Genomic DNA, 13,575 nt, shown 5'->3' on the forward strand with positions numbered 1-13,575 from the left:
GCGCTCGTCACGACCTAGAGGCGTCAATCATGGAGCGACCGATGATCACCTCCCTGCGCCTCAGCCTCGCCGCGGCGGCCGCTGTCCTGACCCTGGGGGCCGTGCCTGCCGCCGCGACCGTATATTGGGCCTGTCCTGATGGGACCTACGTCACCGATAGCCGCGATTGCGCCAAGCACGGGGTGCTGGCCCTCAGCGTCAAACCCGTGCGCGTGGGCCCCTGCGTCTTCGAGGGCACGGACCGCAAGCCGCCGATGTGCGCCCTGGCCAAGGGGCAGGACAGACTCTGCGGCGCCAAGGGCGGGACCGTCGTCGTCCTGGGCGGCGCGTCTCACTGCCAGACCTCGGGCCCCAAGCTTCCGGTGGTGAAGTGAGCCGCCTGCTGCTGGCCGCCGGCCTGGCGGGGGTGATCGCCGCGCCCGCCTGGGCCGCCGGCGACGTCAGCCAGAAGCAGCCGGACCTGACCATCGAGTCCACCTGGCTGCAACGGCCAGCCTATCCGATGATCCACGCGGCCAAGGTCATCAAGAACCAGCCGTTCGACGCCTGTCTCAGCGTCAAGAACCTGGGAGCGCCCAGCACCGGCTTCCGGGTGTCGGGCAGCCCCCTAGCCGGGGCGACGCCGTTCCGCGATCTCGGAGGCCTGGGGACCGGGGCGTCGAAGACGCTCTGTCTGTCATATCCCGACGCCAAACAGACCAACCTGACGCTGACCCTGACCGTCGACAGCCTGGCCCAACAGATGGAGCAGAGCGAGACCAACAACACCCGCGCCCTGGCCTTGGCGCTGGCCTCGGCCCCCGATCTGCAGGTGCTGGGCGTCTGGCTGCAGCCGCCGAATTCCTCGGCCCACATCGCCTTCGCCAAGCCGGGCCAGGCCTTCCTCGTCTGTTTCAGCATCAAGAACCTGGGTCAAAGCCCCAGCGTGGCGTCCAAGCTGACCGGCAGCGCGTTCGGCGGGGCGACCCCGAGCGCCAATGTTCCGCCCCTGGGCGCATCGGCGACGAGTTCGGGATGCCTGAACTATCCCGCGCCGACGGCGGCGGGGAGCGGCTCGGTCAGCCTCACCGCCGACGCGCTGAACCAGGTGGCCGAAGGCGAGGAAACCAACAACGTCATCACCTATGGCTTCAGCATCCATAACTGAGGCGCCACGCGGGGCTTGGGATTTCAGGCGCGGGGGCCTACTTTCCCCGACATCATGACCGCTCACGATCACACCCATCTCCGTCCGTGGCGCACCATCACGCGCCGGCCCTCGCGCAAGATCCGGGTGGGCAATGTGGAGGTGGGTGGCGACGCCCCCATCACCGTGCAGTCGATGACCAACACGCTGACGGCCGACGCGAACGCGACCATCGGCCAGATCCGCGAACTGGAGGAGGCCGGGGCTGATATCGTGCGGGTCTCCTGCCCCGACGTGGAGTCCACTGCGGCGCTCAGCACGATCGTGAAGGCCTCCAAGGTCCCGATCGTGGCCGACATCCATTTTCACTACAAACGCGGCATTGAGGCGGCCAAGGCCGGCGCGGCCTGCCTGCGGATCAATCCGGGCAATATCGGCCGCCCCGACCGGGTGCGTGACGTCATCCAGGCGGCCCGCGACCACGGCTGCTCCATGCGCATCGGCGTCAACGCCGGGAGCCTCGAGCCCCACCTGCTGGAGAAATACGGCGAGCCCTGCCCCGAGGCGATGGTGGAGAGCGCGCTGGACCATGCCCGCATCCTGCAGGACCACGATTTCCACGAGTTCAAGATCAGCGTGAAGGCCTCGGACATCTTCATGACCGTGGCCGCCTATCAGATGCTGGCCGACGCCATCGACTGTCCGCTGCACGTCGGCGTCACCGAGGCCGGCGGCCTGCGCTCGGGCACCATCAAGTCCTCGATCGGCATGGGCAACCTGCTGTGGGCCGGGATCGGTGACACCATCCGGGTGAGCCTGGCGGCCGACCCCGTGGAGGAGATCAAGGTCGGCTTCGACATGCTGAAGTCCCTGGGCCTGCGTCACCGCGGCATCAACATCATCGCCTGCCCGTCCTGCGCCCGGCAGGGCTTCAACGTCATCAAGACCGTGGAGACCCTGGAGGCGCGGCTGGCGCACATCGCCACCCCGATGAGCCTGTCGATCATCGGCTGCGTGGTGAACGGGCCGGGCGAGGCCCTGATGACCGACGTCGGGTTCACCGGCGGCGGCAAGGGCGTCGGCATGGTCTATGTGGCCGGCAAGCCCGACCACAAGATGGACAACGATCAGATGGTCGAGCACATCGTGCAGCTGGTGGAGGCCAAGGCCGCCGAACTCGACGCCAAGACCCTGGAAGCCGCCGAGTAGGACTGGGTCTGGGGTAAGACGGCTCGGCGACGGTCAAGCTCGTTTACCCGGGCGTCATGAACTTCTGACCAAGTTCGTTCATTGAACACGCTCGCCTCATGACAGCCCCCGCCCCCAGCCTCGACAACCGCCGCGCCACCGCGCGGGTGATGACCTACGAGGTCCTGCGCGGGCTGGCGGCCATGGCGCGCCATGCCCGATGGGACATGATCCAGTTCCTGGTGTTCAGCGGCGTCTGGAGCGCCAATACCCAGCACCTGCTGGAGCCCAAGGCCCGCTCTGCATGCCCGACGACATCGTCGCTCGCTATGTGGAGGCCCTGATCGCCGAGGGCATCGTCGAGCGGGTCGGCGATGGGCTGGTGGTCCCCTCGGCGGTGTTCACCCGGCCGGAGATGATGGACGGCAACAACGAACTCTACGCCCGGGTATTGAGCCTGGTGAGCGCCCTGCGCGGGGCGGGCTTCAGCTTCGGCGACGGGGACTAGCGAACGGGTTCGCCGATATTTCCAAAGTTGACGCCTGCGTCACCACTTGCGCCCCGACGATAGCCTTGGTTAGGTGCCGGCCACCATAAGGGAGGGACACCATGTCCGCTGACGGCAACTGGAAGATCACCATCAACTCGCCCATGGGCGCGCAGACGGTTACGGCCTCTATCAAGACGGACGGCGGGACCTTCACCGGAACCACGCAGACCCCGGCCGGTGAGCAGGCCATCGAAGGCAAGGTCGATGGCGACAAGCTGACCTGGTCCACCTCCATCACCTCGCCCATGCCCATGACGCTGGAATTCGAAGCCACCGTCGCTGGCGACAGCATGTCGGGCAATGTGAAGCTCGGCGCTTTCGGCAACGCGCCGCTGACCGGCGTCCGCGCCTAAGATTACCCGCGCTCACGCGCGACGGACCTTCGAAGGGCGGGTCGACCTCTGGGTCGGCCCGCCTTTTTCGTGGCGGCTCAGGCCGAATGTAAACCATTGTCAAATAACCCCATTTTGGGGGCCGAAGGCATCGCCCTCCGTTCGAGCTTCACCATAATGGGTTCGACAGCGGCGCTCGCCGCTCCGAACACCGGGGTTGAATCGTGGACAGTGAACTCAAGGAGCGCGTCGCCGTGCGTATGGCGATCGGGGCGATCCTCCGGGCCGTCGAGACAGTCAACCGGGAGTATGGCGGCGACATCACCGCGGCCCTGGTCTTCGCCTCGGTGGTGGAAGCCAATGTCGGCCATCTCGCCACCAGTCCCGACTCCACCGCCGCGCTCGCCACCGTGGGGCGCCTGCCGCCAGACGAGATGCGGCGGCCGGTGACGGGGGTCGCGCTCGCCGCCGCCCTGGGCATCCCTAACGAGACGGTGCGACGCAAGATCAAGGGCCTGATCGACCAGGGGGTGCTGGTGCGGGTGGACGGCGGCCTGATCGTGCCCACCGAGGTCATGGCCAGCGACAGGATGACCCGGCTGACCCGGGCAAGCTTCCTGAACCTGCGCCGACTGTTCATCCAGCTCCGGCGGATCGGGGTCAATCTGAGCGATGACGGGGCCGCGCTGGCCTGACGATCCTCTGACCCCTGCGACGGCCGGGATGCTTCAGAGGCTCGCCGAGGCCTCGACATCGCGAGCCGCGCCGCCGGCGCGCAGGAAGGCTTCAGCTTCGGCGGTCAGGGCCCAGCGGTGCGAGCCCGGGCCGAAGGGCTTGCGGAAAAGCGGGCGGACGCCACGGCTGTCGCGGTCCGACCCGGAGTGGGCGTCGAAGGCGGCCACGGCGCGGGCCCGGAGGCTGAGCTGGACCTGGCCCTCGGGCGAGCGGTTCATGGCCAGGAATTCGAGCACCCGGTCGCGATGCGCCGAGCCGCCGAGCTGCAGCAGGGCCTCGGCGATCTCACCGACCATGGGATCCACCCCCTTGCGGGAAATGGTCCGGCGCGGCCTGCGTTTTTCGGGCTCTAGGATCGACGGCATGGGCCGACCATACGTGCGGCTTTTGCGTCGGGGAACCCGGCAACTCTCAGTAGGCGAACCTTAGACGCCCAGATTGGGTCAGAGGCGAACATCTCCCTCAATGACCGTCCTTGGTGTCGGGAACCACACGCAGGGGGGCTTGCCCGGTGCGGCTCCAGCGGTCCTGCTCGAATCCCTGGTCGGCCACCTGCCAGATGAGAGTCATGTAGTCACGAGCCTGGGCCGGATCGCCCATGGGATAGAGGGCATTGACCTCTGACCCCGGCTCCAGCTGGGAAATGCGCTTGGCCAGGTCGGCGACGCCCTTCAGCAGGACGTGGCGAGCCACCAGCGAATCGATCTTGGCTTTCATGCCCGACTGCGGGGCGCCGCCGAACCAGCCGCGACTCGGCGCCGAGACGCCGGCGCGGCGTTCCAGTTCGGTGAGCAGGACCGCCAGCAGCATCCGGCAGTCGGCGATCAGGCCCACCGGCGAGCGGCCGGCGGCGACGCCGGCCCAGATGTCCTTGAACCCCCTGGCGAAGACCTCGGGCACCTGGTCGCTGAAGGTCGGCGGGGCGGGCTTCCTGGGGGCTTCCGGCTTGGCCGGGGCGGGGGGAGCCGGACAGGCGCAGATCATCAGCGGCTGGGCGAACCCTCCGAAGCCGCAGCGGCAAATGGCCGGACCTGGCGGATGCGCGGGCGCGGCCGGGGCGGGGTGATCACTCACCTTGCCCCTCCCCGCGCGCACCGTCGCGACGCCCGAAACACCCTGTACAACATGCCCCCATGATCATGGTTAACGAGCACCAAAGCGGGAGCTTGGCAAGATCAGCTCGCGTCCCGAGCGAGTGGCCGGACCATCAGATGTTTGGCAAGGGGCCAGCAGAGCGGTAGAGGAAGCCTCCGTTTTCTCCCGGTGATCCCTCCGTGCGCCTTCCCCAAGCCAGACTCGACCAGGTTCTCGACCGCTTCCGCGAGATCGAGGCCCGCATGGGCGCGGCCACTGACGGCCAGGAGATCGTGCGCCTGTCCAAGGAGCACGCGGAACTCAAGCCGGTGGCCGACGCGGTCATGAACCTGGCCCGTGTGCGCGCCGAGGCGCCGGAGCTTGAGGAGATGGCCGCGGCCGGCGACCCCGAGATGGCGGCCATGGCCCGCGACGAACTGCAGATCCTCAACGACAAGCTACCGGCCCTGGAGCGCGAGGTGGCCCTGCTGCTGGCCCCCAAGGACAAGGACGAGAACGCTTCCGCCATCCTTGAAGTGCGGGCTGGCACAGGGGGCGACGAGGCCGCCCTGTTCGCCGGCGACCTGTTCCGCATGTACCAGCGCTACGCCACCACGCGCGGCTGGCGGGTGGAGATCGACAGCGTCTCGGAGGGCGAGGTCGGCGGCTACAAGGAAATCATCGCCTCGGTCACCGGGGACGGCGTGTTCGGCCGCCTGAAGTTCGAGAGCGGCGTCCACCGCGTGCAGCGGGTGCCCGACACCGAGGCCGGCGGCCGCATCCACACCTCGGCCGCGACCGTCGCCGTCCTGCCTGAGGTGGAGGACGTGGAGATCGACATCAATCCGTCGGACCTGCGGATCGACACCTACCGCTCGTCCGGGGCCGGCGGCCAGCATGTCAACAAGACCGACTCCGCCGTACGCATCACCCACCTGCCCACCGGCATCGTGGTGACCTCGTCGGAAAAGTCACAGCATCAGAACCGCGCCCGGGCCCTGAAGGTCCTGCAGGCCCGGCTCTATGACCAGCAGCGCGAAGCCCTCGACACCGCGCGCGCCGACGCCCGCAAGAGCCAGGTGGGCTCGGGCGACCGCTCGGAACGCATCCGCACCTACAACTTCCCGCAAGGGCGCGTGACCGACCACCGCATCAACCTGACCCTCTACAACCTGGCCAAGGTGATGGAGGGCGAGAGCCTGGACGACGTGATCAATCCGCTGATCGCCGAGGATCAGGCCGCCCGGTTGTCGGCCTTGGAAGACGAGTTCGGCTGAGGCTTGCGCAGCCGCGCCGCTGTCAGCACGCGCTCGGCCTGATCGGTCCCGTCCACCCAGACCTTGGACAGCACCTTCCTGGCGTCGAAGTGGAAGGCCAGGCCCACGGTGTCGGCCATGGCCGCGCCGCGCACCCCCATGGGCTGGGGCGGGCCAGTGGTGGAGTCCAGGGCGGTCTGGTGTTCGATCTCGGCGTTCAGTTCCGCGCCGATCAGCACCACCATCACCGAGAACCAGATCCACAGCATGAAGCCGATCACCGCGCCCAGGGAGCCGTAGGTGACGTCGAAGTGCGCGACGTTGTTGACGTACCAGGAGAAGCCCAGGGACCCCACCAGCCACAGGACGGCGGCGAAGACGCCCCCCGGACTGACCCACCGCCAGCGCGCCCGCGCGCGGCAGGGGCCGTAGCGGTAGACTAGGGAGAAGGCGCCGGCCGCGAGCCCCAGGATCGCCAGCCAGCGCAGGGGCAGCCAGACGAGGGCGACATCGCGGAAGCCCGCGCCCTCCAGGTAGAGCGGCACGGCCACCAGGATGATGCTTACCAGGGTCAGGAAGACCAACAGGCCCAGGGTGAAGCCGTAGGTGAGCGCGGTCTTGACCACATAGCTTCGCTTTTCATCCTCGTCATAGGCGATGTTCAGGCCATCGAAGAGGGCTTTCATCCCGGCGTTGGCGCTCCAGACCGAGAGCAGCAGGCTGATGAGGAAGGCCAGGCTGAGGGACGCGCTGGGCCGGTCAGCCAGACGCAGCATCTGGTCGCCGACGATACCGATCACCGAGGCGGGGATGACAGCGGCGAACTGGCTGAGCTGGGCCTGGACCGCGGTGACGTCGTTGAACAGGCCGTAGAGTGAGACGAAGACCCCGATGGCCGGGAACAGGGCCAGCAGGGTGTAGAAGGTCACGCCCCCGGCCACGGCACTCAGCCGGTCGCAGGTGATCTCGCGATAGGTGCGCCAGAGGACGTCCTTCCAGCCGCGCAGCGGGATGTGATGCGGGGCGGCGGCCATCCGGCCCCGGCCGGGCTCGGCGACCTCGAAGGATTCCGGCTCGGCATGGGCCTGGACGCTGAGGCCCGGTTGGGCCTCGCCCCGCTTGCGCGGCCACAGCGCGGCCAGGGCGGCGAGCGCGACCCAGGGCGCGGCCTGGAGCGCCATCGGGCCCAGCCGTTCCTTCGTCCATTTCCCTGAGAACAGCCTGCGCATGTTCCCCACCCTCCAGGCGCCAAGCCACAGCTTGAACCCCTACTGGCGACAGCCGTTCCGTATCGTCGGCGCTGTCTGGACGGCAGGCTGATCCCAAGCGGCGCCATGATTGTGGCGCGGCGGTGGTTGCGCGCGGCGGGGGCTTGCGGCAACAGGGCGTCATGACCGGTCACGTCGCCGCCCTCTACCGCCACCCGATCAAGGGGTTCACGCCCGAGCGTCTAAACCAGGCGATGTTGAGCGTGGGCCAACCCTTCCCCTGCGACCGCATGTGGGCGGTGGAGAACGGGCCCTCGGGCTTCGATCCCCAGGCCCCGGGCTATATCCCCAAGCAGAAGTTCACCGTCCTGATGGCCGTCGCCCACGTGGCCAAGGCCCGCACTGCCTATGACGAGGTCACGGGGATGCTGCGGGCCACCGCCGACGGGCAGCCCGACTACCAGGGCTCGATGGCCGATGAAGCCGGCCGCGCCGCCTTCGCCGCCTGGCTCACCGCCCTGCTGGGGGACGAGGTGCGTGGCGAGCTGAAGGTGATCCAGGCGCCCGGCCACCGGTTCATGGACCACCCCCTGGGCCACGTCTCGATCATCAACCTGGCCAGCCTTCGCGACCTGGAACAGAAGATCGGCCGGCCGCTCGATCCGCTGCGTTTCCGCGCCAACCTCTATGTCGAGGGCTGGGAGCCCTGGGCGGAGATGGACTGGGTGGGCCGCGAACTGATGCTGGGGTTCGCACGCGCCAAGGTGTTCAAGCCCATCGTCCGCTGCGCCGCCATCCACGTGGACCCGGAGACCGCCGAGCGCGACATGGACCTGGTGAAGGCTCTGTTCGACAATTACGGCCACATGTTCTGCGGCCTCTACATGCACGTCACCGATAGCGGCCAGATCACCGTGGGCGACGCCTGCACCGCGCCGCAGATGGAGCCCGTCCGATGAGCCTGACCCTGCTGCAGGCCTGGCAGGGCGCCAAGCGGCGCCTGGAGGCCGCCAACCTGGATGGCCCGGTCATCGAGGCGCGCCTGCTGGTGGAGGCCGCCGCCGACGCCACCCGCGCCGACATCGTCGCCGATCCCTACCGCGAGCTGACCGCGGCGCAGGAGGCGACCCTGGACGACTACCTGCAGCGCCGCGAGAAGCGCGAGCCGGTGAGCCACATCCTGGGCCGCAAGGGCTTCTGGAAGATCATGCTGTCGGTGACGCCCGACGTGTTGACCCCGCGCCCCGACACCGAAACCATCATGGACGCCGTCCTGCCAGCCTTCCCGGAAGAGATGGCGTTCTCCATCCTCGACCTCGGGGTCGGCTCCGGGGCGATCATCCTGGCGATCCTCTCCGAGCGGCCTGCGGCCAAGGGCCTGGGCATCGACGTCTCCGAGGAAGCCCTGGCCGTCGCCCGCGAGAACGCCGCCAATCTGGGCCTTGCCGGGCGCCTGGCCCTGCTGCGAGGCGACTGGACGGCGGGCCTGGGGGACGCGAGCTTCGACCTGGTGGTCTCCAACCCCCCCTATATCGCCACCGAGGTGATCGAGACCCTGGAGCCGGAGGTGCGCGACCACGAACCGCGCCTGGCCCTGGACGGCGGGGTCGACGGCCTGGACCACTATCGCCTGCTGGCCCCGGAAATTCTCCGGGTGCTGAAGCCCGGCGGCATGTTCGCCGTGGAGATCGGCTTTGACCAGAAAGCCGCCGTCGAGGACCTGTTCAGGTCGGCAGGCGCGCAGGGGGTGGCGACCATCCCAGATCTCTCCACACGCGACCGCGTTGTCATAGGCACGAAAAACCCCTTGGAAATTCGGGGCTGAATCGCTAGATCAGATACCTGTCTCCACCCAATTCGTCGGCGCCCGGGGTTCGGCCTCCTGAAAAGCAGGAATCGAGCACCACACCGACAGGCGCGGCTTTAAGTGGCGCTCGCCTCAAGTCAGGGCGGAAGACGGGGAACACTTACGTCTTCAACACGAATTCTCGGGGCCTCGGGTCCTGAGCAAGACGAAAAGGCAAGCCCGCGCAATCCTGGCATGAGCTGGAGCGCCGGCGGAACGGTTAGCGAATAATGAGAGATTTCAAGGGTATGAAGCGTCAGCGCGGTCGCAATCGCGGCGGCGGTGGCGGTGGCGGCGGCGGGAAACCGCAGCAGCAGAACGCCAACCGGGCGTTCGATTCCAACGGGCCGGAAGGCTCGAAGGTCCGCGGCAACGCTCAGCACGTCTTCGAAAAATACCAGCAGTTGGCGCGAGACGCCTCCACGGCCGGGGACCGGGTCCTCGCCGAGAACTACCTGCAGCACGCAGAACACTATTTCCGGGTCGTGCGCGCCATGCAGCCGACTCGGGCGGCCAGCGAGATTCTGGGCCGCGATCAATTCTCCTCCGGTTTCGACATCGACTTCGAGGACGAGAGCGGCGCCCAGGCCGCGGCCCAGGCCGACGCCGACGCCGCTGAGAAGGCCGACAAGGAAGAAGCTGCTGGCGAGGGCGGCGGTGAATCAGTCGAAGCGCGCGGCGCCAATGGCTGGCAGGACCGTCCGCAGAACGAGAACCGCAGCCGCGACGACCGTCCCCGCGACCAGGACCGCAATCGTGACGACCGCCCGCGCGGCGACCGTCAGGACCGCAACGACCGTCCGCGTGACGATCGGCCCCGGGATGACCGGCCTCGTGATGACCGTCCCCGCGACGAGAACCGCAATCGCGACGATCGCCCGCGTGAAGACCGTCCGCGCGAAGACCGCCCACGGGATGACCGCCCCCGCGAGGACCGCCCGCAGGGTGAGAACCGTCCGCAGGGCGAGAACCGCAACCGCGACGACCGTCCCCGTGACGACCGTCCGCGCCGCGACCGCTGGCGTGACCGCGACGACCGTCCGCCGCGCGAGGACCGCCCCGAGCGCGATCCGCTGGCCGTGGTCGAACCGCAGGCCACGCCGCTGGTGGCGCCCGAGCCCCGCAGCTCTCCCGTTCTGCGGGACGACGACGGCGGCGAGAGCCACGCCCCGGCGTTCCTGAAGGCCCCGACAACGACGCGAGCGCCCCGCGCCCCCAAGGCCGAGACGCCCGCGCCCGCCGCCTCGGCTGATGAAGCGCCGGCCAAGCCCAAGCGTCGCCGCGCCCCGCGCAGCTTCGAGGGTGGCGAAGGCGGACCGCCTTCCGAGACCGAAGACGCATAGGACTAGGGCTTGGGCCGGGATCGATGATCCCGGCCTTCGCATTTGGGGCCTTCGTCACCATATTCCGCTTGTTGCGGGAAGCCGCGCGGACAGGTAGCCAAGAGACATGGGAACCGAGTGCCACCACGAGGACGGCGCGCATCCGGGCATCAAGGGTGTGGACCTGCGCCATGCCCTGACCGCCGCCGAGAGCCGCTGCGCGCAGACCCAGGAGCGCCTGACCACCCCGCGTCGCCGGGTGCTGGAACTGCTGCTGGAGGCCAACGGTCCGCTGAAAGCCTATGACCTGATCGCCGCCTTCGGCGCGCATGGGGAGCCGGCCAAGCCCCCCACCGTCTATCGCGCGCTGGAATTCCTCGAGCGCCTGGGTTTCGCACATCGCATCGAGAGCCTGAACGCCTACGTCCCCTGCCGCCGCGACGACCAGGGCCATAGGGCCGCCTTCCTGATCTGCGAGTGCTGCGGCGCGGCCGAGGAGTTCGAACCCGACCTCGACGCCCAGATCGCCGCCGCCGCCCCGGCGGGATACGTGGTCCGCGCGGTGACGCTGGAAGCGCGCGGACTTTGTCTCGCGTGTCAGTGACCGCGTTTATTTCTTGATCGTCATGGCCGGGCTTGTCCCGGCCATCCATGATCTCCGTGGTTCAGCAAGAGGACTTGGCGTCCGCAGCGCGATCTGCGGTGGGGCGGAGACCATGGGTCCCCGGGACAAGCCCGGGGATGACGATTCATTTCAAAACCTCAACCGGGCCATCGCGACGGAGTCGGCATAGGCGCCGTCGCGCCAGGCATAGTTCCGGAACACCCCTTCCCGCTCGAAGCCGAAGCGTTCGTACAGCGCCATGGCGCGGGTATTGTCGGACCAGACGTTCAGTTCCAACCGCTTCAGGTTCAACCAGTTGTCGGCCTGTCCGATCAGGGCGCCCAGCAGGGCTGAGCCTGCGCCGCGGCCGGCATAGGCGTCGTGCACGGCCATGCCGATGGAGCCGGCATGGGCTCGGCGGTTCTCGAACCGGTTAAGGGTGGCCGAGCCAATGGTCTTGCCGTCGATGACCGCCACCAAGTGCAGATCCCCACCTGTTGCCGACGCGCGCTTCTGGCGGGCCTCCAGGCTGACGAAGGGCATCTGCAGCGTGCCCCAGATGGCGCGCGGCTGGTTCAGCAGCTCGGTGATGTCGGCCATGTCCGTGGGCTCTCGCGCCCGGATCAGGATGTCGCTCATGGTCTCTCTCCAAAAGAACCGGCGGAGAGGGCCCATGAAAAAGCCCCGTCCGTCGCCGGCGGGGCTGGTGGTCTGCGTGTGTCGTCGAAATCCTAGCGCACAGCAGCTCTCACCAGCCCGGTCCGGGCGGTGCAAATCTGCATATGGGTCGCTAGGCTGCGCATGATGTGAGACTAGCGACTGGCGAGCGCTGCTGGAACCCATGATCGAAGTCACCCCCGACATCACCCTGAACGACGACGAGGTCCAGGAGCGGTTCATCCGCGCCGCGGGTCCCGGCGGGCAGAACGTCAACAAGGTGTCGACGGCGGTGGAGCTGCGCTTCGACGTGCGTGGCTCGCCGTCCCTGCCCAATGACGTGGCCATCCGGCTGATGAAGCTGGGCGGGCGGAAGATCACCCTGGACGGCGTTCTGGTGCTGGTGGCCATGACCCACCGGACACAGGAGCGGAACCGCGCCGATGCGCTCGCACGCCTGCTGGACCTGATCCGTGAAGCGGCCAAGCCGCCGCCGCCGCCCCGCAAGAAGACCAAGGTCAGCAAGGCGGCCAAGGCCCGGCGCGTGGACTCCAAGGTCAAGCGCGGCGGGGTCAAGGCGACGCGAGGGAAGGTGCGCGGGGACGACTAGCAGCATCTTCGCCACGAAGACCCTTGGCGCACGCCCCTCCCCTTGCCTATGGTGCGCGCGACATGACCCCCGCTCGTCTCCTGCTCATCTCCGCTGCCCTCGTTGGGCTTTCGGCCTGCGCCACCACAGCTCCGCTGGGTCCGCCGCCGCCGCCGCCGCCCGGTATGGGCGGCCCGCCGTCCGCCGGGGTGTTCCGTCCCGCCGACTTCGCCTGGTCGGCGGTGCCTGGCCGGGGCCGCATCGACGGACGCATGACCTTCCGCAGCGGTGTGTCGCGTTACACCTGCGCCGGCGCCGGGGTGGTGCTTACGCCCGAGACGCTGTGGACCCGCAGGCGGATGACCATCCTCTACAACTCGCCCGACCGCGCGGCTCTGCCGGCCGAACAGGTCCGGGCCCGCACGCCCTCGGCCCCCAGCGGCGACTATTCAGCCTTCGTGCGCCGCACCACCTGCGATGACGCCGACCATTTCAGCTTCCAGGGCCTGGCCAATGGGGCATGGTTCGTGATCACGGTCGCCAAGCCCGTGGGCGGCAATGGCCCGGACATGGCGATCATGCGCCGCGTGGAAATCCGCGCAGGCCGGCCGGTGGCGATCGAGCTTTAAGTTCTGCTCGTCCCGGCCAGGCCGGGACGAGTGAGGTTGCCTAGAACCGTGCGGCGCCGCGCTTCTCGGGTTCAGCCAGTTCAGAGTCGAGCATGTCGGCCACGCGCACCAGGAATTCCTGGCGGCGCGCCGCCGCGGCGATAGGGTCGGGGGTGTTCTTCACCGCCTGGGACGCGTCCTTCTTGGCTTCCGAACGCAGGCGCTCGATGACGGCGGCGAGGTGACCTTCGGCCTTGCGGGCGTCCATCAGGGCGGCGTGCGAGCGGGTTTCCGAGATGCGCTTGTTGAGCTGGGCTTCGATATCCGACCCGGCCTCGACCCGCGACGCCATGGTGGCGAAATCGCGGACGTACATCTGGATGAATTGTTCCTCGGGCATCGTGCCGACTCCTTACTGGTCTTGGAAAACGCGCGAACGCTCGCAGACGCGAACAGCAGGGGCGCGATCAGTCATAAGCC

At 68.3% G+C, this 13,575-nt stretch carries 19 protein-coding genes; 14 read left to right on the forward strand and 5 right to left on the reverse strand.

The genetic code is table 11. The annotated features are described in order from the left end of the window. The first annotated feature begins 41 nt into the window (after positions 1 to 41). The 7 genes from Q7J39_RS02130 to Q7J39_RS02160 all read left to right on the forward strand — a co-directional run bounded on the left by Q7J39_RS02130 (position 42) and on the right by Q7J39_RS02160 (position 3,891). Positions 42 to 374 (forward strand): hypothetical protein, encoded by a 333-nt coding sequence (locus Q7J39_RS02130; protein ID WP_304819930.1) that lies wholly within the window; start codon positions 42 to 44, stop codon positions 372 to 374. After that, on the forward strand, positions 371 to 1,147 hold the full coding sequence (locus tag Q7J39_RS02135; RefSeq protein WP_304819932.1) for a CARDB domain-containing protein: 777 nt from the start codon (positions 371 to 373) through the stop codon (positions 1,145 to 1,147). Before Q7J39_RS02130 ends, Q7J39_RS02135 begins: the two co-directional genes overlap by 4 nt. A gap of 54 nt (positions 1,148 to 1,201) precedes the next feature. Beyond that, positions 1,202 to 2,335 (forward strand): flavodoxin-dependent (E)-4-hydroxy-3-methylbut-2-enyl-diphosphate synthase, encoded by a 1,134-nt coding sequence (gene ispG, locus Q7J39_RS02140; protein WP_304819934.1) that lies wholly within the window; start codon positions 1,202 to 1,204, stop codon positions 2,333 to 2,335. A 98-nt stretch (positions 2,336 to 2,433) separates the two neighbouring features. After that, positions 2,434 to 2,658 carry a hypothetical protein gene (locus Q7J39_RS02145; protein WP_304819936.1) on the forward strand — a complete coding sequence of 75 codons (225 nt, stop codon included), beginning with the start codon at positions 2,434 to 2,436 and terminating at the stop codon, positions 2,656 to 2,658. Continuing rightward, entirely contained in the window at positions 2,619 to 2,822 is a 204-nt protein-coding gene (locus Q7J39_RS02150; protein ID WP_304819937.1) for an S-layer homology domain-containing protein, read from the forward strand. Before Q7J39_RS02145 ends, Q7J39_RS02150 begins: the two co-directional genes overlap by 40 nt. Positions 2,823 to 2,923: 101 nt before the next feature. Then, positions 2,924 to 3,217 (forward strand): hypothetical protein, encoded by a 294-nt coding sequence (locus Q7J39_RS02155; RefSeq protein WP_304819939.1) that lies wholly within the window; start codon positions 2,924 to 2,926, stop codon positions 3,215 to 3,217. 239 nt (positions 3,218 to 3,456) lie between these two features. Continuing rightward, positions 3,457 to 3,891 carry a DeoR family transcriptional regulator gene (locus Q7J39_RS02160; RefSeq protein WP_304820090.1) on the forward strand — a complete coding sequence of 145 codons (435 nt, stop codon included), beginning with the start codon at positions 3,457 to 3,459 and terminating at the stop codon, positions 3,889 to 3,891. Positions 3,892 to 3,924: 33 nt separating this feature from the next. Here Q7J39_RS02160 and Q7J39_RS02165 read toward each other — a convergent pair whose 3' ends face one another. Next, complete coding sequence (locus Q7J39_RS02165) at positions 3,925 to 4,296, reverse strand: hypothetical protein (RefSeq protein ID WP_304819941.1); 372 nt, start codon at positions 4,294 to 4,296, stop codon at positions 3,925 to 3,927. 97 nt (positions 4,297 to 4,393) lie between these two features. Next, positions 4,394 to 5,005: a hypothetical protein gene (locus tag Q7J39_RS02170; protein WP_304819943.1), complete on the reverse strand. Its 612-nt coding sequence runs from the start codon at positions 5,003 to 5,005 to the stop codon at positions 4,394 to 4,396. A gap of 200 nt (positions 5,006 to 5,205) precedes the next feature. On the opposite strand from Q7J39_RS02170, the gene prfA reads away from it, so the two are divergent. Then, positions 5,206 to 6,282: a peptide chain release factor 1 gene (gene prfA / locus Q7J39_RS02175; protein WP_304819945.1), complete on the forward strand. Its 1,077-nt coding sequence runs from the start codon at positions 5,206 to 5,208 to the stop codon at positions 6,280 to 6,282. Here prfA and Q7J39_RS02180 read toward each other — a convergent pair. After that, positions 6,240 to 7,490 (reverse strand): YihY/virulence factor BrkB family protein, encoded by a 1,251-nt coding sequence (locus tag Q7J39_RS02180; protein ID WP_304819947.1) that lies wholly within the window; start codon positions 7,488 to 7,490, stop codon positions 6,240 to 6,242. The two genes, prfA and Q7J39_RS02180, sit on opposite strands and share 43 nt — an antisense overlap. Before the next feature lie 161 nt (positions 7,491 to 7,651). Between Q7J39_RS02180 and Q7J39_RS02185 the strand changes: the two genes are divergently transcribed. From Q7J39_RS02185 to Q7J39_RS02200, 4 genes are all read left to right on the forward strand, one after another. Beyond that, entirely contained in the window at positions 7,652 to 8,428 is a 777-nt protein-coding gene (locus Q7J39_RS02185) for an MOSC domain-containing protein (RefSeq protein WP_304819949.1), read from the forward strand. Next, positions 8,425 to 9,294: a peptide chain release factor N(5)-glutamine methyltransferase gene (gene prmC, locus Q7J39_RS02190; protein ID WP_304819951.1), complete on the forward strand. Its 870-nt coding sequence runs from the start codon at positions 8,425 to 8,427 to the stop codon at positions 9,292 to 9,294. Before Q7J39_RS02185 ends, prmC begins: the two co-directional genes overlap by 4 nt. A 269-nt stretch (positions 9,295 to 9,563) precedes the next feature. Continuing rightward, positions 9,564 to 10,658, forward strand: a complete 1,095-nt coding sequence (locus Q7J39_RS02195; protein WP_370689977.1) for a DUF4167 domain-containing protein — start codon at positions 9,564 to 9,566, stop codon at positions 10,656 to 10,658. Positions 10,659 to 10,764: 106 nt separating this feature from the next. Next, positions 10,765 to 11,241, forward strand: coding sequence for a Fur family transcriptional regulator (locus Q7J39_RS02200; protein WP_304819955.1), 477 nt, complete (start codon positions 10,765 to 10,767; stop codon positions 11,239 to 11,241). 150 nt (positions 11,242 to 11,391) lie between these two features. Here Q7J39_RS02200 and Q7J39_RS02205 read toward each other — a convergent pair whose 3' ends face one another. Continuing rightward, entirely contained in the window at positions 11,392 to 11,880 is a 489-nt protein-coding gene (locus tag Q7J39_RS02205; RefSeq protein WP_304819957.1) for a GNAT family N-acetyltransferase, read from the reverse strand. 202 nt (positions 11,881 to 12,082) lie between these two features. Between Q7J39_RS02205 and arfB the strand changes: the two genes are divergently transcribed. Both arfB and Q7J39_RS02215 read left to right on the forward strand, forming a co-directional pair. Next, the gene (gene arfB, locus Q7J39_RS02210; protein ID WP_215338895.1) at positions 12,083 to 12,508 is read left to right on the forward strand and encodes an alternative ribosome rescue aminoacyl-tRNA hydrolase ArfB; all 426 of its coding nucleotides are present in this window, start codon (positions 12,083 to 12,085) and stop codon (positions 12,506 to 12,508) included. A gap of 62 nt (positions 12,509 to 12,570) precedes the next feature. After that, positions 12,571 to 13,116, forward strand: a complete 546-nt coding sequence (locus Q7J39_RS02215) for a hypothetical protein (RefSeq protein ID WP_304819960.1) — start codon at positions 12,571 to 12,573, stop codon at positions 13,114 to 13,116. A 40-nt stretch (positions 13,117 to 13,156) separates the two neighbouring features. Here Q7J39_RS02215 and Q7J39_RS02220 read toward each other — a convergent pair whose 3' ends face one another. Further along, entirely contained in the window at positions 13,157 to 13,495 is a 339-nt protein-coding gene (locus Q7J39_RS02220) for a hypothetical protein (RefSeq protein WP_293497873.1), read from the reverse strand. Positions 13,496 to 13,575: the final 80 nt, after the last annotated feature.

The sequence above is a fragment of the Phenylobacterium sp. genome (assembly GCF_030651185.1).
In the GTDB taxonomy this organism is placed as follows: Bacteria; Pseudomonadota; Alphaproteobacteria; order Caulobacterales; family Caulobacteraceae; genus Phenylobacterium.